13 protein-coding genes are annotated in these 19,419 nt (G+C 72.8%); 8 read left to right on the plus strand and 5 right to left on the minus strand.

Annotation, left to right across the window (positions count from 1 at the left end):
- The first annotated feature begins 22 nt into the window (after positions 1–22).
- The gene (locus M8J73_RS19115) at positions 23–1,990 is read left to right on the plus strand and encodes a YncE family protein (protein ID WP_055536937.1); all 1,968 of its coding nucleotides are present in this window, start codon (positions 23–25) and stop codon (positions 1,988–1,990) included.
- Between the two features lie 85 nt (positions 1,991–2,075).
- Here M8J73_RS19115 and M8J73_RS19120 read toward each other — a convergent pair whose 3' ends face one another.
- A complete protein-coding gene (locus tag M8J73_RS19120; protein WP_055536938.1) occupies positions 2,076–4,889 on the minus strand; it encodes an alpha/beta hydrolase family protein in 2,814 nt (937 codons plus the stop codon).
- 396 nt (positions 4,890–5,285) lie between these two features.
- Between M8J73_RS19120 and M8J73_RS19125 the strand changes: the two genes are divergently transcribed.
- The 5 genes from M8J73_RS19125 to M8J73_RS44840 all read left to right on the plus strand — a co-directional run bounded on the left by M8J73_RS19125 (position 5,286) and on the right by M8J73_RS44840 (position 12,642).
- The gene (locus tag M8J73_RS19125; protein ID WP_055536942.1) at positions 5,286–7,274 is read left to right on the plus strand and encodes a hypothetical protein; all 1,989 of its coding nucleotides are present in this window, start codon (positions 5,286–5,288) and stop codon (positions 7,272–7,274) included.
- A gap of 33 nt (positions 7,275–7,307) precedes the next feature.
- Complete coding sequence (locus tag M8J73_RS19130) at positions 7,308–9,302, plus strand: hypothetical protein (protein ID WP_055536939.1); 1,995 nt, start codon at positions 7,308–7,310, stop codon at positions 9,300–9,302.
- A gap of 235 nt (positions 9,303–9,537) precedes the next feature.
- Positions 9,538–10,254, plus strand: a complete 717-nt coding sequence (locus tag M8J73_RS19135; protein WP_240500922.1) for a response regulator transcription factor — start codon at positions 9,538–9,540, stop codon at positions 10,252–10,254.
- Positions 10,255–10,369: 115 nt separating this feature from the next.
- Positions 10,370–12,391, plus strand: coding sequence for a sensor histidine kinase (locus tag M8J73_RS19140; RefSeq protein WP_240500925.1), 2,022 nt, complete (start codon positions 10,370–10,372; stop codon positions 12,389–12,391).
- Positions 12,392–12,513: 122 nt separating this feature from the next.
- Positions 12,514–12,642 carry a hypothetical protein gene (locus M8J73_RS44840; protein WP_257234332.1) on the plus strand — a complete coding sequence of 43 codons (129 nt, stop codon included), beginning with the start codon at positions 12,514–12,516 and terminating at the stop codon, positions 12,640–12,642.
- Here M8J73_RS44840 and M8J73_RS19145 read toward each other — a convergent pair.
- The gene (locus tag M8J73_RS19145; protein WP_249828848.1) at positions 12,639–13,913 is read right to left on the minus strand and encodes a hypothetical protein; all 1,275 of its coding nucleotides are present in this window, start codon (positions 13,911–13,913) and stop codon (positions 12,639–12,641) included. The genes M8J73_RS44840 and M8J73_RS19145 overlap by 4 nt on opposite strands.
- A gap of 104 nt (positions 13,914–14,017) precedes the next feature.
- Complete coding sequence (locus M8J73_RS19150) at positions 14,018–15,277, minus strand: PP2C family protein-serine/threonine phosphatase (RefSeq protein WP_055541861.1); 1,260 nt, start codon at positions 15,275–15,277, stop codon at positions 14,018–14,020.
- Positions 15,278–15,468: 191 nt separating this feature from the next.
- Between M8J73_RS19150 and M8J73_RS19155 the strand changes: the two genes are divergently transcribed.
- On the plus strand, positions 15,469–15,939 hold the full coding sequence (locus M8J73_RS19155; protein ID WP_372503973.1) for a hypothetical protein: 471 nt from the start codon (positions 15,469–15,471) through the stop codon (positions 15,937–15,939).
- A gap of 55 nt (positions 15,940–15,994) precedes the next feature.
- Here the strand turns inward: M8J73_RS19155 and M8J73_RS19160 are convergent, their stop codons facing one another.
- Complete coding sequence (locus M8J73_RS19160) at positions 15,995–16,489, minus strand: SH3 domain-containing protein (RefSeq protein WP_249828849.1); 495 nt, start codon at positions 16,487–16,489, stop codon at positions 15,995–15,997.
- Between the two features lie 409 nt (positions 16,490–16,898).
- On the opposite strand from M8J73_RS19160, the gene M8J73_RS19165 reads away from it, so the two are divergent.
- Positions 16,899–17,828 carry a hypothetical protein gene (locus tag M8J73_RS19165; RefSeq protein WP_107424165.1) on the plus strand — a complete coding sequence of 310 codons (930 nt, stop codon included), beginning with the start codon at positions 16,899–16,901 and terminating at the stop codon, positions 17,826–17,828.
- On the opposite strand, the gene M8J73_RS19170 is transcribed toward M8J73_RS19165, so the two are convergent.
- Positions 17,734–19,347, minus strand: a complete 1,614-nt coding sequence (locus tag M8J73_RS19170) for an aminotransferase-like domain-containing protein (protein ID WP_249828862.1) — start codon at positions 19,345–19,347, stop codon at positions 17,734–17,736. The genes M8J73_RS19165 and M8J73_RS19170 overlap by 95 nt on opposite strands.
- Positions 19,348–19,419: the final 72 nt, after the last annotated feature.

A 19,419-nucleotide genomic window follows, 5' to 3' on the forward strand; every position in this document is an offset into this window, starting at 1 on the left:
CGGGGGGTTCGAAAACGTGCGTATGCGCACTCTTCCGGCTGCCACCGCGCTGGCAGTCCTCTTCAGCTCGGCCGCGCTCGCGGTCGGCACGGCCGCCCCGGCGGCGGCCGACAGCACCATGGTCCTTCCGGTCGCGTCGAGCGCGAACATCGTGGTGGACGGCGTCCACCAGCGGGTCTTCATCAGCGACCCGCAGGGCGGCAAGATCGTCGTCACCGACTTCCACGGCATCGTCGTCAAGCAGCTGACGAACCTGCCCGGCGTCCAGGGCCTGGAGCTGTCCGCGGACTCCGGCACGCTGTACGCGGCGGTGCGGGACGCGGACGCCGTCGTGGCCGTCGACACGGCGACGCACACCGAGTCCGCCCGCTACGCCGTCGGCGACGCCCCGGTGAGCCTCGCTCTGGCCGGCGGCAAGGTCTGGTTCGGCTACGGCGCGGCCGGCAGCGGCGACCTCGGGTCGCTGGACCTGTCCGGCGAGGAGCCCGTGGTCGCGCTCGACCAGGACACCACGCACCTCTGGTACTACGCGCCGATCCTGGACGCGGCGCCCGGCGCCGGCGCCCTGGTCGCGGGCGAGCCCGGCGGCAACAAGCTCGCCGTGTACGACGTCTCGTCGAGCGGCGCGAGCCGCACGGCGGCCGTGGACACCGGCGGCTCCAACATGGGCGACCTCGCGGTCACCCCGGACGGGCAGCGCGTCATCGTGGCCAGCGGCGCCCCGTACCACCACCAGGTCTTCAAGACCTCCGACCTGACGGCGGACGGCACCTACGCCAGCGACACCTACCCGAACTCGGTCGCCGTGGCGCCCGACGGGACCGTCGCGGCCGGTATCGACGGCATCTACGAGCCGGACATCTACGTCTACAAGCCCGGCTCCACCACCTCGGTCCGGGAGTACGACTTCCCGAACACCGGTGGCAGCAGCGGCGGCGACGAGCTGCCCGACTCGGGCCTGGCCTGGGCGCCGGACGCGTCCCGCCTGTTCGCGGTGACCTACAACGACGAGGGCGTGTACTCGCTGCGCGTGCTGGAGGCCCCCACCACGGCCACCACCAAGGTCACCGTGAACGCGCCCGCCACGGCCACCCGCGCCAAGAAGCTCACCGTCACGGGCAAGGTCACCTCGAAGGCGGCCCTCCCGGCCGGGGTGAAGCTGACGGTGACCCGCACCGACCTGGAGAACACGTCGGGCAAGGCTCTCGCGGACGTGACGGTCGCCGCCGACGGCACGTACTCCTTCTCCGACACGCCGACCGTCGGCGGCAAGGTGAAGTACACGGTGCGCTACGCGGGCGACGCCGACCACGCGCCGGGCTCCGCCTCCGACACCGTCGAGGTCTCCCGCGCCACGCCCACGCTGACGCTGAACAAGAACCGCAACACCTACGCGTACGGCGCGGACGTCACGTTCACCGCGCACCTCGGGACCACGTACAAGAACCGCAAGCTGGAGATCTGGGCCGACCCGTTCGGCTCCGACAAGCCCAACAAGCTGGTCAAGTCGGGGACGGTGAACTCCTCGGGGAACCTGTCGGCCACTCTGGACCTGACCCGTGACACCAAGGTGTCCGTGAAGTTCGCGGGCGACGCCCGCTACAAGCCGCGGACGGTCACCAACACCGTCTACACCAAGGTCCGGATCTCGTCCTCGATCAGCGGCCACTACAAGACGCAGTCGGCGTGGGGCCAGAAGTACCACTACGTCCGCAAGTCCAAGGACCCCGTCCTGAAGACGACGATGACGTACTACCCGGGCCGCAAGCAGCGCCTCCAGCTCCAGGCGTACTACCAGGGCGCCTGGCGGGACGCGGGCTCGGAGTACTTCGAGCTGGGCACGTCCGGCGGGTCCGACATCACCCTGACGGGCACCCCGACCACGAACATCCGCTTCCGTTTCCGCTCCGAGTACCACGACACGACTTCCGGCGACAACGTCAACACCACGACGTACGGCGCCTGGAAGTACTTCATCTTCACCAGCTGACGCCGACCGGCCTGCCGGCCGCGCGCGGCGAGGGGGCATGGACCGTCACCCGGTCCATGCCCCCTCCGTGTTCCCGACGCCTGTCCTACGAGGCGTCCACGACCGTCCCCGTCGACTCCAGGCCGGGCAGCGGTTCGCCGTCCCACCCGGTCAGCGCCAGGCGCAGCGACTCGGCCGGCTCGGTCACCCGGTCCTTCACCGTCGGGACGGTGAAGTCGGCGGTGGTGCGTCCCGCCCGGACGTTGAAGGTGATCAACGGATCCGCCTGCGAGAGCGGGCGCTCCGGGCCGGGCCGCTCACCGGTGTTCTCCAGCCAACGCGGGTCCACGTCCTTGGTGGACAGCTCGACGCCCTCGGTGACCGGCAGCAGCCGGACCTCCTGGCGGACATCGACCTCGGCCGGCGCCGAGAACGTCACCCGCCAGATCAGCTTCTCGCCCTCGGTCACCCGGCCGGCGACCGGCTTCAGCGCCACCACGGGCGCCGGGTCGTCGTCCTCCACGGTGACGCCACCCGCGTACGAGCCGACGACCGCGCCGCGCACGGCCTTGGCGAGGAGGAAGTGCCGCTCCTCGTCACCGAAGCGGGTGTCACCCTTGACCACCACCGGCACGTCGATGGGGCTCACCCCGGGCCGTACGGTGACCGTTCTGTCCACGGTGCGTCCGGTGTCCCGGTCGAGGACCGAGAAGCGGACCTTGCCGCTGCCGTGCCCGGAGACCGTGACCGGGACGCGGTAGGTGCGGGTGCCGGAGTCGCCCTCCTTCACCTTGAGCCGGCCGATGTCGACGCGCGGAAGCGCGGCGGCGGTGACCGCCGGGGTGCCCGGCGCCCAGCCCCAGGCGTCCATCAGCCAGGCCTGCCCGGAGCGCGAACGCGGGGTCAGGGTGAGGGACTTGACGTGCCTGAGGTCGAGTCCGCCGCGTTCGGCCGCGGTCAGCGATACCCGTGTCTCGCGCGCCCAGTAGGAGGCGGTGCGCCCGGTGCCGGGCAGCCCGTCGACCTTCACCCGGCCGAGCTTCGCCCGGCGTCCGGCGGAGTCGGTGACGGACACGTCCAGCTTGGTGCCGGAGGTGTTCGGCGGCACGATCACCCGCAGCGCCAGGTGCGTGGCACCGGACAGGGACACCGGCTTGGCCGGGGTGACCTTCGTGGCCCTGCCCGCCGCGGACCACTTCAACGCGACGGCGCCGCGGCCGGCCTCCTTCGACGTCTGCCACCAGGCGAAGTGCGGGGACGCCCCCCTGACCTTCCTGCTCAGGCATGCCTTGGTGGCGGACGGGTCGACCGCGGCGCACACTCGGCCGCCGGTCACCTTCACGCCGTTGTCGGGCAGGAACCCGCCGGTGCGGCGGGCGCCGACGGCGTGGGTGAGCACCCTGGCCGGGTCGGCGGACGGGGCGCGCCGGTTCGAGCCGTCGAGCAGCGGACGGACCCGGTCGTCGCCGGCCACGAACAGCCGGGCCGCGGCTGCCGTGTAGGTGGCGCCGGCCTTCTGCTGCTGGGTGGCGGTGAGCCGGGTGCGGCTGCGCTTGGAGCACACCTTGTCCCGGTCGTGGGCGTCCGGGTCCTCCCAGAAGTCGTCGTCGGCGGGCGCCTCGGCCTGGCCGGGCGTCCACTCGCTGTTGAAGAAGTTGTGGTTGGCGCCGACGACGTAGACGGCGCTGTGCAGGGCGTCGCCCTTGCTGACGCCGCGTGTGCCGTCCGCGTACACCTCGCCCTGGAGGTCGGCGACGTCGCCGTCGCAGCCGGGCAGGATGGTCACGGACGGGACGTCGGCGACGGGGTTGTGGCCGAAGATCGTGGGCCCGATGAGCACGGTGCCGCGGATCTTCCAGCTGACGGGGCCGCGGTAGCCGTCCTGCTCGGCGGGCGCCGGGTAGAGGCTGTCCATCGCGGCCCGGTTGACGCCCTCGCCGCCGCGCGAGTGGCCGACGAGCAGGACACGGGAGAGGTCGGTCTCGGGCGCGTCGCGCACCACGGCCGGGGCGTCGCCACGGTGGGCGGTCCAGTCGGCCCACTTCGCGAGGTGCTGCCGCACCAGCGAGGAACGGGCCTGCGCGCCGCCGTCCTCGACCTCCCCGTCCTGTCCGTTGATGCCGTTCGCCGAGATCGACACCGTCATGTAGCCCTGGGAGGCGAGCAGTTTCTGGTCGCGCAGATAGCCCTTGTAGCTGGGGATCGCCTTCTGGCCGGCCGGGCAGGGCCAGTCGCCGCTCACGTCGTCGCCGCCCGGCTTGTAACAGGTGCCGTGCCGGCCGTGCAGGAACAGCGCGAGCGGCCGCTTGCCGGTGGCGCCCTTCGGCGCGACGACGACGGCCTGCATCTCGACCGGCTCGGCGAAGCCGGGCAGCTTCACCGGGGGGAGGTCGTACTCACCGCGGACCGTGCCGTACGGGCCCGGCTTGCCGGGGTCGACGGCGTTCGCCGGGGGCTGGGCCGGAAGCCGCCCCTCGTCGGGCGCGGCGCCGGCCCCGCCGCCGGGACCGTCACCGGAGCCACCGCCGTCACCGGAGCCACCGCCTCCGAGGCCGTCGGCCTTCGCGTCCAGCCGGCGCCCGGCCGCAAGCACCCGGAGGTCCTCCAGCGGGGTGTCCTGGTCGAGGGCCAGCCGGAAGGTACGCCCGTCGGCCGCCGCCCTCGGTATGCCGAGCAGCCGGTCTCCGGCGTGGAACTCGACGCGGGCGTCGCCCATGGGCACGGTCCGCTCGGACCGCCAGACCAGCTCCCGTTCCGCCCCTTCGCCGGTGACACGCCATCCCGGCGGCAGCCCGCCGTCCGACGCCGTCGCCGATGCCGCGGTCACCGACGGCGGTTGGGCCTGTGCCGACCCGGGTGCTCCCGCGAGTGCCGCGAGCACGACCACGGCGGCGACACCTGTTCGCCGGGCATGGATCAAGGGTCCCTCCCCACACTTCGCACACGGGCGCCCCGCCCGTACCGGAAGCGCCTCACGCCCCGAAGGAGGCGAAACGGAATCCGTAGGTTGCCTGTGTGCCCGAACCGGCTTGCGAATGAAGGGACATGGGCCGCCGACGGCTCACGAAGAGCCCGGGATGTGTCTCGAAATGCACCGTGGGACGGCCTTGGGGGCCCGGCAAGGAACTGCCGACGGCGAGGGCGGAAGATAGCAGTTCATCACGGCCCCGAGAGCGATGAGGGGCTCCGCAGCGACCTCTGCGGACCCCCTCCGAAGCCCCGACCAGTGGCTTGATCTAGTCTTCGCGCCATGAGCCCGTGTACCGCCCAGGAACACGCGACGCTCTCTCGTTCCGCGTTCCGGGGGTTCGAACACGTGCGTAAGCGCACCCTTCCGGCTGCCACCGCACTGGCAGTCCTCTTCGGCTCGGCCGCGCTCACCATGGGGTCGGCCTCTCCTGCGGCGGCCTCCGCCGAACTGCCGGTCACATCGGTCGGTGACATCGTGGTGGACGCCGTCCATCAGCGGGTCTTCGTCAGCAACCCGCTCGGCGGCCAGATCGTTGCCACCGACTACGCGGGCAGGACAGTGAAGACCGTGCCCTCGCTGCCCGGTGTCAGAGGTCTGGAACTGTCCCCCGACTCAGGCACGCTGTACGCGGCGGTGCCCGGGGCCGACGCGATCGTCGCCGTCAGCACGGCGACCCTGACCGAGGTCAAGCGCTATCCGACGGGCGGGGGCACCGACCCGCAGTACCCGGCGTGGGCCGGCGGCAAGCTGTGGTTCGGCTACGGCACCGCCGATCAGGGCGACATCGGCTCGCTCGATCTGTCCGCCGCCTCCCCTGTGATCACACTGCACCAGGACCCGAACCACCCCTGGTCCGCGGCGCCGGTCCTGGCGACCCACCCGGGCGCACCCCACACACTGGTGGCGGGCGTCAAGGACGTCAGCCCGTTCTCCCTGGCGGTCTACGACGTGTCCTCGGGCACGGCCACCCGCACGGCGAGCGGCCCGAACGCCGTCGACTCCGTCGGCGGCAACCTGCGGGACCTCGCGCTCGGCGCCGACGGCTCCCAGATCGTCACGGCCGGCGAGTCCCCGTTCCACCACCAGGCGTTCAGGACGTCGGATCTGGCCCTCGACGGCATCTACCCGAGCACCTACTGGCCGACGGCCGTCGAGATCGCACCCGACGGCACGATCGCGGCAGGCGTCGACAACAGCAGCGCCCCGGTCGTCTACCTCTACGAACCCCACGCGACCACGCCTGTCCGCACGCACACCTTCAGCGACGTCAACGGCTTCGGGAACGGCCGGGTCGTGCCCGGCGGGCTGGCCTGGACACCCGACGAGTCCCGCCTGTTCGTGATCACCACGGACGAGGACGGCTCCTTCACCTTGCGCGTGCTGACCGACCCCACCAGGGCGGCGACGGCCGTCTCGGTCGACGCGCCGGCCACGGCCACCCGTGCCAAGGAACTGTCGGTCACCGGCAAGGTGAGCTCGGACCTCGCGTTCCCCGCCGGGACCACCGTCGCGGTGACCCGCACCGACCTGGAGTCCCCGGCGGGCAAGGCCCTCGTGGACGTGCCGGTCACGGCCGACGGCACGTACTCCTTCAAGGACACCCCACCGGCCGGCGGCACCGTGAAGTACACCGTCTCCTACGCGGGCGACGCCGACCACACGACGAGTTCCGCCTCCGGCACCGTCGCGGTCTCCCGCGCCACGCCCTCGCTGACGCTGAACAAGAACGGCAACGTGTACGCGTACGGCGCGGACGTCACCTTCACCGCGCACCTCGGCACGACGTACAAGAACCGTGCGATCGAGATCTGGGCCGACCCCTACGGCTCCGACAAGCCCAACAAGCTGGTCAAGTCGGGGACCGTGAACTCCTCGGGGAACCTGTCGGTCACCCTCGACCTCACCCGTGACACCAAGCTCACCGCGAAGTTCGCCGGCGACGCCCGCTACAAGCCGGTCACGGCGACGAGCAGCATCCACACCAAGGTCAGGATCTCGTCCTCGATCAGCGGGTACTACAAGACGCAGTCGGCGTGGAACCACACCTACCACTACATCCGCCAGTCCAAGGACCCCGCCCTGAAGACGACGATGACGTACTACCCGGGCCGCGAGCAGCTCCTCCAGCTCCAGGCCTATTACCAGGGCTCCTGGCAGGACGCGGGCGCGCGGTACTTCCCGCTCTCGACGTCCGGCGTCTCCGCGGTCACGCTCACGGGCACCCCGAGCACGAACGTCCGCTTCCGTTTCCGCTCCGAGTACCACGACAGAAACGGCGACAACGTCAACACGACGACGTACGGCGCCTGGAAGTACTTCATCTTCACCAGCTGAGGGCACCGCCCCACACGAGAGCAAGGCATCACCGTGCGCAGACGCACCCTTCCGACGGCCACCGCGTTGGCCGTCCTCTTCAGTTCGGCCGCGCTCGCGGTCACCGGGGCGACGCCCGCCGTCGCCGACACCAGCACTCCGCTGCCGGTGCAGTCGGCCGGGGACATCGTCGTCGACGGGGCCCACCAGCGGGTCTTCGTCTCCGATCCGGTCGGCGGCAAGGTCGTCGCCACCGACTACGCGGGCAACGTCGTCGGCACCGTGGCCTCGCTGCCCGGTGCCAAGGGTCTGGAGCTGTCCCCCGACTCGGGCACGCTGTACGCGGCGGTGCCGGGGGACGACTCCCTCGTGGCCATCGACACCGCGACGGTCACCGAGGCGAAGCGGTACCCGACGGGCGAGGGCACCGACCCGCAGTACCCGGCGTGGGCCGGTGGCAAGCTGTGGTTCGGCTACGGCGCCGCCGCCCAGGGCAACATCGGCTCGCTCGACCTGTCCGGCTCCGACCCCGTGGTCACCCTCAAGCAGGCCGGCGGCTGGTACACGGCCCCCATGCTGGCCTCCACGCCCGGCGCCCCGAACACCCTGGCGGCCGGCGTCGAGGGCGTGAGCCCGGCCACCGTGGCCGTCTACGACGTGTCGTCGGGGACGGCGACGAAGACGGCGACCGGCCCGAACACCAACGACTACGTGGCGAGCAACCTGCGCGACCTCGCCCTCACCCCGGACGGCTCCCACCTCGTGGTGGCCAGCGGCGCCCCGTACTACCAGCAGGTGTACAGGACGTCCGATCTGACACCGGACGGCAAGTACCCGACCGACGCGTACCCGAACGCCGTCGACATCGCCCCCGACGGCACGGTCGCCGCGGGCATCGACGGCATGTACGAGCCGGACGTGTGGGTCTACGAGCCGGGCACCACCAGCGCCGAGCACGTCTACGACTTCACGGACACCGCCGACGGCACCGGCGCGGGCATCCTCGTGCCCGGCGGCCTCGCCTTCGCGCCGGACGAGTCGCACCTGTTCGCGGTGGTCGCCACCAGCTCCGGCGGCTACGCGCTGCGCGACCTCGACGACACCGTCCCGGCGTCCACGACCCTCTCGGTGAACGCGCCCGCGACGGCGACCCGCGCCAAGGAACTGACGGTCACCGGCAAGCTGACCTCGGACACGGCCTTCGCCGCGGGGACGACCCTCACCGTCACCCGCACCGACCTGGAGTCCCCGGCGGGCAAGGCCCTCGCCCCGGTCACGGTCGCCGCGGACGGCACGTACGCCTTCAAGGACACCCCGCCGGCCGGCGGCGCCGTCACGTACACCGTCTCCTACGCGGGCGACGCCCAGCACACCGGCGCGAGCGCCTCCGACACCGTCGAGGTCTCCCGCGCCACGTCCACGCTGACGCTCAACAAGAACGGCGACGTGTACGCGTACGGCGCGGACGTCTCGTTCACGGCGCACCTCGGGACGACGTACAAGAACCGCACGGTCGAGATCTGGGCCGACCCCTACGGCTCCGACAAGCCGAACAAGCTGGTCAAGTCGGGGACCGTGAACTCCTCGGGGAACCTGTCGGTCACCCTCGACCTGACCCGTGACACCAAGCTCACCGCCAAGTTCGCGGGCGACGCCCGCTACAAGCCGGTCGACGCGACGAGCCGCGTCTACACCAAGGTCAGCGTGTCGACGACGCCGAGCCGTCACTACAAGACGAACTACGCCTGGAGCCACACCTACTACTACTTCCGCAAGTCCGTGGACCCGCTGTTCACGACGCGGATGACCTCCTACCCGGGCCGCAAGTACCGGGTCGAGATACAGGGGTACTACGAGGGTGCCTGGCACACCACGGGCAAGGAGTACTTCGCCCTGGAATCGGGCGGCGTGGGAGCGGTCGAACTGACCGGAACCCCGAGCACGGGCGTCCGTTTCCGGATCCGTTCCGCGTATATCGACACGTCGTCCGGCGACAATGTGAACACCACGACGTACGGCAGCTGGAAGTATTTCATCTTCACCAGCTGACGTTCCGTCGGCCCCCGATCACCACCCGAGCGCGTCCGGTTCAACTCCGGGCGCGCTCGCGGTCGTTGGGGACGGATGAGGATGGGGCGGAGTTCCCCCGACCACTGTGAGGAACGAGTCATTCCGAATCATTCTGGAAGCGCTCTCCCTTACCTGCCGGTACGTGTGAGGATACGCGGACCCTGCCGAAAACTTGAGATCTCAATCTGAGGTCACGGTCGCAAAGGAACAGGACATGACCGCCCCTGTGCCCTCTGTTGTCTCTTCGGACACGGGCCGCCTTCTCGTCGTGGACGACGAGGAGGGGATCCGTTCCATGCTCACCATGGCCCTGGAGTTCCTCGGCTACCAAGTGATCCCCGCGGCCACCGGGCGCCAGGCGCTCCAGGCCGTCACACGCCACGACCCCGATCTGATCCTCCTCGACGTCAACCTGCCCGACCTCGGCGGCTTCGAGGTCTGCCGGACGCTGCGCGAACGCGGCAACGCGGTACCGGTGCTCTTCCTCACCGGGCTCGGCGGCGTCGACGACCGGGTGCGCGGCCTCGACATGGGCGGCGACGACTTCGTCACGAAACCCTTCGAACTGAAGGAGGTCGCGGCACGGGTGCGCGCGCTGCTCCGCCGCTCGGGCGGCGCCCCGCCCGCAACGGACCGCAACCGGCTGCGCGCGGGGGAGGTCCAGCTCGACGCGGACGCCCACCAGGTGTGGGCCGCCGGTCGTCCCGTCGACCTCACCACCACGGAGTTCGCCCTCCTGCGCTACCTCATGGAGAACCCCGGCCGCGTCCTGTCCCGCGGACAGATCCAGGAACGCGTCTGGAACCACCGCGACGAGGGCTCCGGCGTCGTCGACACCTACATCTACTATCTGCGCCGCAAACTGGGCGAACCCGGCCAGACACTCATACGCACGGTCCGGGGGGTGGGCTACCAGCTGTGCACCAACTGAGCGAACGCCGGAACGCCGCCCCGGGCAGTGGGGGCTGTAGGGGCCGTGGGAGCAGTGGGGGTGGCGGAGCTGCCGCGAGCGGGGCGGCTCGACGCTCCCGGCGAGGAGCGGACGGATGAGCGGCTTCACCGGACTGGGCGAGACGATCAAGGCCGCCGGACTGCTCGCGACGACCACCCCGTGCGGACAGCCCCATCCTCGCGCGAACCGCGCCGCGTCGGAGCATCCCCAGCGTTCCGCCCGCGCGGGCAGCCGCACCGTCGCCTTCTGGCTGCTCGCCACCCTCACCACCCTCGGCACCCTCGGTGCGCTCTCCGCGCACACCCTCGCCCATCATCTGACCACCCGTACCGACAGCGAGATAGAGCGGTTCAACCGGCTCGCCTTCCCGCCGTCGGGAGCGGCGGCGGCATGGGCGCCGGATGGGACGCCGGACGCCGCGTCGGACGCGACGTCGGCATCCGCGCCGGGTTCGGCAGCGGGGGCACCGGCTGCTCCGGGGGGACCGGGGGCTCCCGCAGCGACTCCGGGATCCGCGTGTCCGTTCGGGGCGGCGTCCGGGTCCGGGACGAAGGGGGAGACCGGGACCGGGACGGGATCCGGCTCCGACACCGGGGCCGGGTCCGGGTCCGGGTCCGGGTCCGGGAGGGAGACCGGAAGCAACTCTGGAGCGGGCTCCGGGACCGGGACGAAGCCCAGGGCGGAGGCCAATTCCTGGGCGGGGACGCCGTCCGGAGCGGACGCCGACTCCCAGGCGGAGGCCGAGCCCGGCACAGGGACCACGGCCGGGGCCGACGCCGAGTCCAGGGCGGCTGACGCTTCGTCCGGCACGGGGACGTCGTCCGGGGGTGACCCCGAGTCCGAGGCCGACGGCGCCGAGTCCGGGGCCGCGGCCGGTGTCACGTCCGTGTCCTCGTCAGCCCCCTCGCCCTCGGGGTCGGGCCGGGCCCCGACACGGTCGTCCCCGGCTGACGGCGCCGACCCGGACCAGGACCCGGACCCGGCCATCACGTGCCGCGCGGATACGGCCGGCCCAGCGACCCCCGCCGCTCGCAAGCCGGCCGCGCGCCGGGCGGTCGAGCGGCCCGCCTCGCTCACCCCGCCCTTCCTCGACGAGAACACCCTCGTCCTCGTCCTCGACGCGCACGGCAGGGTCGTGGAGCGCTATCCCGGCTCCGTCGGCCTGCCCGCCTTCCCCTCCCTCACCCCCGGCCGCCTCAAGGCGTACGCGGCGCGGCCCGGCCCCTCCGGGTTCGGCGAGGCCTATCGCGCCCAGGTGGTCCGTGTCCCCCTGGCCGGCCGCACCCACGAGGGCAGTTACGTGGTCACCGCACGCTCGACGGTCGAGGACCGCCGCGCCGTCGAACGCCTCGTCCAGGTCGAGACCACCACCGCCGTCCCCCTGCTCGCCACCGTCGTCTTCGGCGCGCGGCGCCTCGGCCGCCGGGAGAGGCGGGAACAGCAGGAGGCGGAACGCCGGCTGCGCGAGTTCATGGCCGCCGCCGGCCACGAGCTGCGCAACCCGCTGACCACGATCTCCGGCTACGCCGAACTCGCCCGCGTCGGCGACCCCGCCTTCGAACCCATGCGGCAGGAGGCGCTCGGCCGGATCGCCACCGAGGTCGGCCGGATGAGCACCCTCATCGACGAACTCGTCCTGCTCACCCGCCTCGACCTGGGCCAACCCCTGCAACTGACCTGTGTGGACCTCGCCCAGCTCTGCCGCGACGCCGCCTCCGCCGCCCGGGACTGCCACCCCGACCACCCCGTACGGCTGCTCCTCGCGCCCGGCGACCACACCGTCACCGGTGACCCGCTCCGTCTGCACCAGCTCGTCGCCAACCTGCTGAACAACGCCCGCGTCCACACCCCGCCCGGCACCACCACCACGCTGGGCCTCGGCACGGAGGACGGCCACCGCGTCATCGAGGTCATGGACGACGGCCCCGGCATCCCGCGGGAACTCCGCGCCCGCCTCTTCGAACCCTTCGTCCGCGGCGAGGCCACCAGGGCACCGGGCAGCGGACTCGGCCTCAGCATCGTCGCCGCGATCGCGACGGCCCACGGCGGCACGGTGTTCCTCGAACCCTCCGGCGACGGCGCGTGGTTCAGGGTGCGTCTCCCGGCGCCCCTCTGATGCGGAGGCGGTGTGAACAGTTGGCAAGGGGAGGTGTTTTTTACCGACACGTGACCGGTTTCGGATCAAACTCTGATCAAGCTTCGATCGGATCCGGATCCGCGCCCGCTTAAGTGATCGGCGTGCGGGGGCACATCATCGGTGTGACCTCGCACAACTCCCCCTCCGAGGTCGGCCCGGCGCGCACTCTGATCGACGGCTCATCGATCTACGACGAACGGAACGACGGCTCATCGGCCCGGCTCGACTAACCGGGTACGTGCTGGGCCGACCTCAACTCGGCGAGGTGCTGCCGCACATGGTGCAGGGCACCTTCCCGCCGCCCCGGCACCCGGCCGCGCAACTCGACCAGCCGCAGCCCCAGTTCACCGGCCCGCCGCAGGTCACCGATCTGCCCCCACTGGTGGTGGGCCCGGTCGACGGCCGCCTCGACCTCCGGGTCCCCCACGCCCTGGCCCACGGCCAGCCGCGCCTCGGCCACGCCCATCCAGGTCTCGCAGCTGCGCGCCGCGTCCCCGGCGAACATCGCCAGGTCGGCCCGCACCTCACGCCAGTGCAGCTCCTGTGCCGAACCCGCCCCGAACTCGCGCCGGGCGGCCTCCTCCCACCGGGCGGCGAGCGCGTCGGCCTCGGCGTGCCGCCCGTCCTGCACGGCGGTCGTGATGGCGAGATGAGGATCGTCGGCCTCCGCGCCCCCGGCCACCACACCCCCGACCTTCGTGCCCCCGGCCTCGGCTTTCCCCGCCGCCGCGCCCCCGGTCCTCGCGTTCGGCACACCGGTGGGCGGCTCGGGCAGGACGACGACCGGCTCCGGCAGGGCCATGGCCGGCTCGGGCAGGACAATGACCGGCTCCGGCAGGACGGCGACCGGGTCTCCCTGCGGCCCGCCGCCGGGGGCCGCCGCGTCCTGGGCCAGGAGGATGTCCCCGTACTCCGTCGTACGCAGCAGCACCTGCTCGTGCAGGACCGCGGGAGGCAGACGCTGCCCGCTGCGCAGTATCGTCGCGAGGGCCTTCATGTACTGCGGTACGGCCACACCCCGCCGGGACGGCGGCGGCGCGATCCGCCCGTACACACTCGCCCCCGGGCCGACCCCCAACGGCCGCCCCGCCAGTTGCCGCCACACCTCCGCGTCGGCGTGCAGATCGAGGAACAGGGTCGTGGATCCGGGTGCGCGCAGCCGGAGTTCCTCGACCATCCAGTGCCAGGGGAACGCGGTGTAGCGCACGGTCGCCGGGGTCGTACGGGCCAGCGCGAGATGCACGAGCCGCTGCTTGCGGTCGAGTTGCAGCTGCCCGGTGAGGTACACGGTGAGCGGGCCGGGCGCGGTGGCCGCCGCCCGCAGCCGGGTGAGCACGGCCTGCGGCTCCAGCGGATCGGCGAGTTCGACGACGTTCGCCGTGCCCGTGCCGGACAGCACCTCGGGCGAGACGGCCGCGAGTACGGGAAGCACGGAGGCCGCGTCCACCAGGCACCCCTTGCCCACGGGCGAGGCCGCGAGCAGCAGCACGGTTCCGGGCATCGGTTCCCTCCCCATCGATCACGTACGCCATCCAGCACCGTAACCGCTGCGCGTGCAAACGGGGAAAGGACCGGGTGGGAAGGCCACGTCAGGGGAGGTTCCGGTCAGGGGAGCGCCGTGGCGCCGGGAGCACGCCCGGTGCCGGTGCCGCGGCGCACCGCGAAGATCGTCGTGTCGTCGTCGAGATGCCCGCCGGTGTGACCGAGGACGCCGGCGTGGACGAGCCGCACGAGGGCGACCGGGTCGGTCGCGGCACGCGGATCGGCGGCGACCGCCCGGCTCAGATAGGCGCGCAGGGGAAAGAACATCCCGTCCCCGTCCCGCGCCTCCGTCACCCCGTCGGTGACCAACAACAACGACTCGTCGGGGGCGAGCCGCACGGTGATGCCCACGCAGCCCGGTCCGCCGATGGTCGGTGGACCGGTCGGGTTGGCGGGTTCCAACTCGCTGAGGCCCAGCGGGAGTCCGTCGCCCAGCATGAGGACGCGTACGCCGTCGGGGGAGACCAGCAGCGGCGGTTCGTGGCCGAAGTTGATGATGTCGACGGTGAGGGTGCCGAGACCCGTCGTGTCGGGGCCCCAGTCGGTGCGTTCGCTGCGCAGCTCGGGGAAGTCGAGGAGCACGGCGGTCGCGAAACGTTCCGCGTCGTCGCGGCCGACGTGGGCGCAGTAGCGGACGTGGCGGATCATCCGGGTCTCCAGCCGCTCGGCCACCGTGCCGGGTTCCGCCTCGTAGTACGCGGCCTCCCGGAACGCGCCCAGCAGCACGGACGCCGCCTCCACCGCCCCGAGGCCCTTGCCCTGGACGTCACCGAGGAGGACGCGCGTGCCGTGCGGGCTCGGCTGGATGTCGTAGAAGTCGCCGCCGACGCGGGCCTCGCTGTCCGCCGCGAGATACACCTCGGCGTGGTCGAGGCCCCCGACGTGCGGCGGCAGCTGGCGCAGCAGGATCTTGCGGGTGGTGTCGACGACGGCCCGCATGTGCAGCATCCGCTCCTGCCCGCGCAGCCGCACCGCGCAGGCCAGTACGGACATCACCCCGCCCACGGCGAGGAGGATGAAGTCGGGCAGACCGGTGCGGTACTGGTGCGGCCAGGCGTTGTCGCCCGCGAAGTACACGAGCATCGCGAGCACCGCGAACAGTGCCGTCGTCCACACCCCGCAGAACGCGGCGGCGATCCCCGGCACCAGCACCAGCCACGAGATGACCCGGAAGTCGCCGCTGGTCACCCAGTCGAGGGCGGGGACGGCGCACAGCACCATCAGCGGCGGAAGCCAGGCGACGCTGCGGCCGCGCACCCGCAGCAGCTGCTGCCGCTCCAGGGGGTCCTGTGCCCGGCGCGCACGCGGCATCGGCATCCGCATGCCCCTCAGCGAAGCACGCCACCACGGCCCACGCATCCCGGCCCGGCGCCCGGGGGCCCATGCCCTGCGGACCGTGGCCTGCGGACCGTGGCCAGGTTTTTCCCTTACTCCGACTTGCCGACGGGGCGCCCCAGGTGTGACCTGGTAAGCGGGGCGGGCAGTCGCGGGGGAGGGAAGGAAGGAGTGCTCCCATGGCTCAGACGGCACCCAGGCCGGGCACACCGCTGCAAGGGGTCGCGGCCGCACCGATGCCGCGGACGACCCCGGCCACACCCGATGTCTTCAGCCCGCGCACCCACACCCTCGCGCGCTGGACCCTGGCCGTGGTCCTCGGCCTCGTCTACGGCTACTGGGCGGCGGCCCTCAACCGTGACGCCGGCCCGATCACCGGCTGGAACGTGCTGTTCGGCCTGGTGACCGCGTTCGTGTTCATGGCGCTCCACCTCGCCGTCCAGGCCGTCGCGCCCCGGCTGCGCCGGGAACTGCACGCCGGACTGTGGGCGGCCTTCACGGGCTGCGCGTTCGGCTTCCTCTACAGCCAGGCGGGAGACAGCGTCCTGATGTCGACGGTGCTCTCCCTCGTCATCGCCGCGGCCGTGTTCGTGACGACGTTCTACCGCTACTACACGCACGAGGACGCGGAGGGCCACCGCTTGGGGTGAGAGCGGGTGGTGACCGGTGGGGGTGAGCGGTGGGTGGGGGGTGAGCGGTGGGGGATCAGTCGTCCCACTCCCAGGTGCCGGAGGCCGTGAAGGTCCAGGTGAACGTCACGGTTCCGGAGCCCGAGCCGTTGTCGTGCCCGTGGCCGTTTCCGCTCCGGCACGGGTCGCAGTCCTTCCAGCGCGGGCACGGGTCGGTGCAGTTCGGCACGGAGCGGTGGCCCGTGTCCACGAACACCGCGCTGGCCCAGCCGCGCTCCTCGGGCAGCCAGTACCAGTGACGGTCGCCGAACACGCTCTGGCCCCGTACGGCGCACTCGACGCGGACATGCGCGCCGGGTGCCACGAAGCCGACGACATGGGAGCGGGTGGTCGGCTGTTCCCGGAGGTTGAGGTCGCCGCGGGCGACGACGGTGCCTCTGACCAGTCGGCCGGAGTGGTCGTCGTGCGTCGGTGCGGCCGCCTGGGCCGTCGTCCCGAAGGCCGCGACGGTGACGACACCGCCGGCGAGGGCGGTCGCGGCGAGGGTCCGTGGAGCGAGTGGGATCCGCATGATCGGGCTCCTTGCTCCCCCTGTCCAGGAAACACCCGTTCGGCCGAGTGCTCCACCGGAGGGCGCTGCCGGGCGCCGGGCGCCTCATAGCTCGGGGGCGCGCGGTTCGTTGGCGGGTGCGGGTTCGTCGTGGTTTCTCACGCAGTTCCCCGCGCCCCTGGAAAAGCAGGGGCCTGCGGCCCCGTGCTTTTGCGATGAAGGGCGGGCCGCAGGCCCGTTCCCTTCAGGGGCGCGGGGAACTGCGCGAACGGCCCCCACTCACCCGCGCCCGCCAACGAAGACGCAGCCCCGAGCTATGAGGCGCCCCCGTTGCCCGACGGCAGCCGTTCGGATTGTCCTGGGGGGCCATTCGCAGTCAGACGCGGCGTCAGCGCTCGCGCGGGCGCCGCCGGGGGACTTGCCTGAGGGGGTGTTCCCTCGTGCTCGCGGCCCCTTGTCGACCGCGCTGATCCTGCTCGCATGCCTGCTCGCGCCGGTGGGCGCGCTGGCCGCGTGGGCGACGTACGAGCTCGGCGACCGGGACCGCTACGAGGCCGTCACCGCGCCGCTCGCCGCCGACCCCGACGTACGGGAGGTCCTCGCGGACGCGGTCGCCACCGGGATCATGCGCGAGGTGCGGGTCCGGCCGCCGCTGCGCGAGCCCGTCCGGGACTTCACGCACGACGCGGCCCGGTCGTTCACCCGGACCGAGGCGTTCCGTACGGCGTGGCACACGGCCAACCGGGCGGCCCACGACGCGGTGCTGCGGGCGGTCCGCGCGGAGAGCGCCGGCGGCAGCGGGCACGGGGCGCAACCGGTGACCCTCGACCTGGCGCCGGTCGGCGAACGGGTCAAGCGTCAACTCGTCCGCGACCACGTGCCGTTCGCCCATCGCATCCCGGTCGCGCGCACCGAGGTCACGGTGCTGTCGGCGGAGGAACTCGTCCAGCTGCGGAAGGGGTATCGCATGCTCGAAGTCGCCGCGTTCTGGTTGCCGGTCGGTGCGCTCGTACTGGCCACGGCGGGGATCCTGATCGCCACCCGGCGCCGCCGTGCGGTGTGCGCGACAGGGCTCGGCACGGCGCTCGGCGGTGCCCTGCTCGGTGTCGCCGTCGCCCTCGGCCGCCATCTGACCCTCGCCGACCTGCCGCCGGACGTCCCCCCGGCGGCCGCCGGCGCCGTCTACGACGCCCTCACCGCCACCCTGCGCACCGTCACCTGGGGTCTCCTCGCCCTCGGTGCCACCGTGGCCGCCGCGGCCTGGCTCACCGGCCTCCTCGGGCGACGTCCCCCAGCACCGCCAACGCCTCCGCCAGCTCCCGCGGACCCACCGACGCAAGTCCCAGCCGGACGCAGTTGAACGGGCTGACCTGCGTCCGCCCCGCCCTCCGCACCGGGCGTCCCGCCCCTTCCGACGCCGCGCACACCGCCGACGCCGCCGACGCCGCCGTGGATGCCACCGACACCCCCGACGCGACCGCGGGCACGCTGAACGCCGGTCCCGGTGTCACCGCCACCCCGCGTTCCTCCGCCGCCGCGCAGAACGTGTCGGCCCGCCAGGGCTCCGGCAGTTCCCACCAGGCGTAATAGGCTCGCGCGTCCCCCCGTACGGCGAACCCGGCGAGGCCCTCGCGCACGAGCCGCTGCCGGGCCACCGCGTCCTCGCGCTTCGCGGCGACCAGCCGGGCGACCGTCCCGTCCGAGATCCATCGCACCGCCGCCTCCAGGGCGAACCTCCCCGCGGCCCATCCCCCGGACCGCAGCGCGTCCCCGGCCTCCTCGGCCCGCCCCTCGGGCACCACGAGGAACCCGACGGTCAGCCCCGGCGCCACCCGCTTGGACAGCCCGTCCACGACATACACCCGCTCCGGCGCGTACGCCGCCAACGGCAACGCGCCACCCACGCACCCACGTGGCGCCTCCGCGGCCTGCCCCGCGCCTCCGCCCGCGCCTTCGCCCGCACCTCCGCCTCCGCCTTCGTCCTGGCCCGTACCGGCGTCCGCGCCCTGGTCCACAGCCGCACCCGCGCCCGCCCCCACGCCCGCACCCGCACCCGCGCCCGCGCCCGCGCCCGCGCCCGCCAGGAACGCCCAGATCCTGTCCTCCACCACCGGAAGGTCCAGCTCCCGTACCACTGACGCCAGTTCGGCGCGGCGTTCGTGCGGCATCGTCGTGGACGTCGGGTTGTGGAGGGTCGGCTGCACGTACACCGCCGACAGGGGCGCCGCCCGGTGCGCCGCGGCCACCGCGTCGGGCCGCAGCCCGTCCCCGTCCGTCGCGAGCGGTACCAGCGTCACCCCGAGCCGTCCGGCGATCTCCTTGACCAGCGGATACGTGAGGGACTCGACCCCGACGCGGCCCCCGGGCCGGACCAGGTGCGCGAGGGCGGCGGCGATGGCCTGGCGGGCGTTCCCGGTGAAGAGGAACCGCTCCGGTTCCGGACGCCAGCCGGGCACCGCGAGCAGCCCGGCCGCCGCCTCGCGCGCCGCGCCCGTGCCGTTCGCCGGAACCAGGCCCAGCGCCTCCCCCAGCACGTCCGTCCGCAGCAGCGGCGCGAGCCCTGCCGCCAGCAGCTCCGCCTGACCGGGCACGGAAGGGTAGTTGAGCTGCATGTTCACCGGCGCCGAGGAGACCGGCTCCGCCAGCGCCCGCCCGGCCCCCGCACCCGCCGGCGCCGCCCGGACGAACGTGCCGCGTCCGACCTCGCCCACCACCAGCCCGCGCCGCACCAGTTCCCCGTACACGCGCCCGGCCGTGGACCCGGCGATCCCGCGCCGCCGGGCGAACACCCGCTGCGGCGGCAGCCGGTCCCCCGGGCGCAGCCGCCCGGCGGCGATCTCCTCCGCGATCCGGTCGGCGATCCGCCGGTAGTCGCTCACCATGTCCAGGCCCACCCTCCCCCCGGCGCACCGCCCCAGCGGGCACCCACGGCCACATTGCACCGAGGGCAA

Source organism: Streptomyces neyagawaensis (assembly GCF_023516595.1).
GTDB lineage: Bacteria > Actinomycetota > Actinomycetes > Streptomycetales > Streptomycetaceae > Streptomyces > Streptomyces neyagawaensis.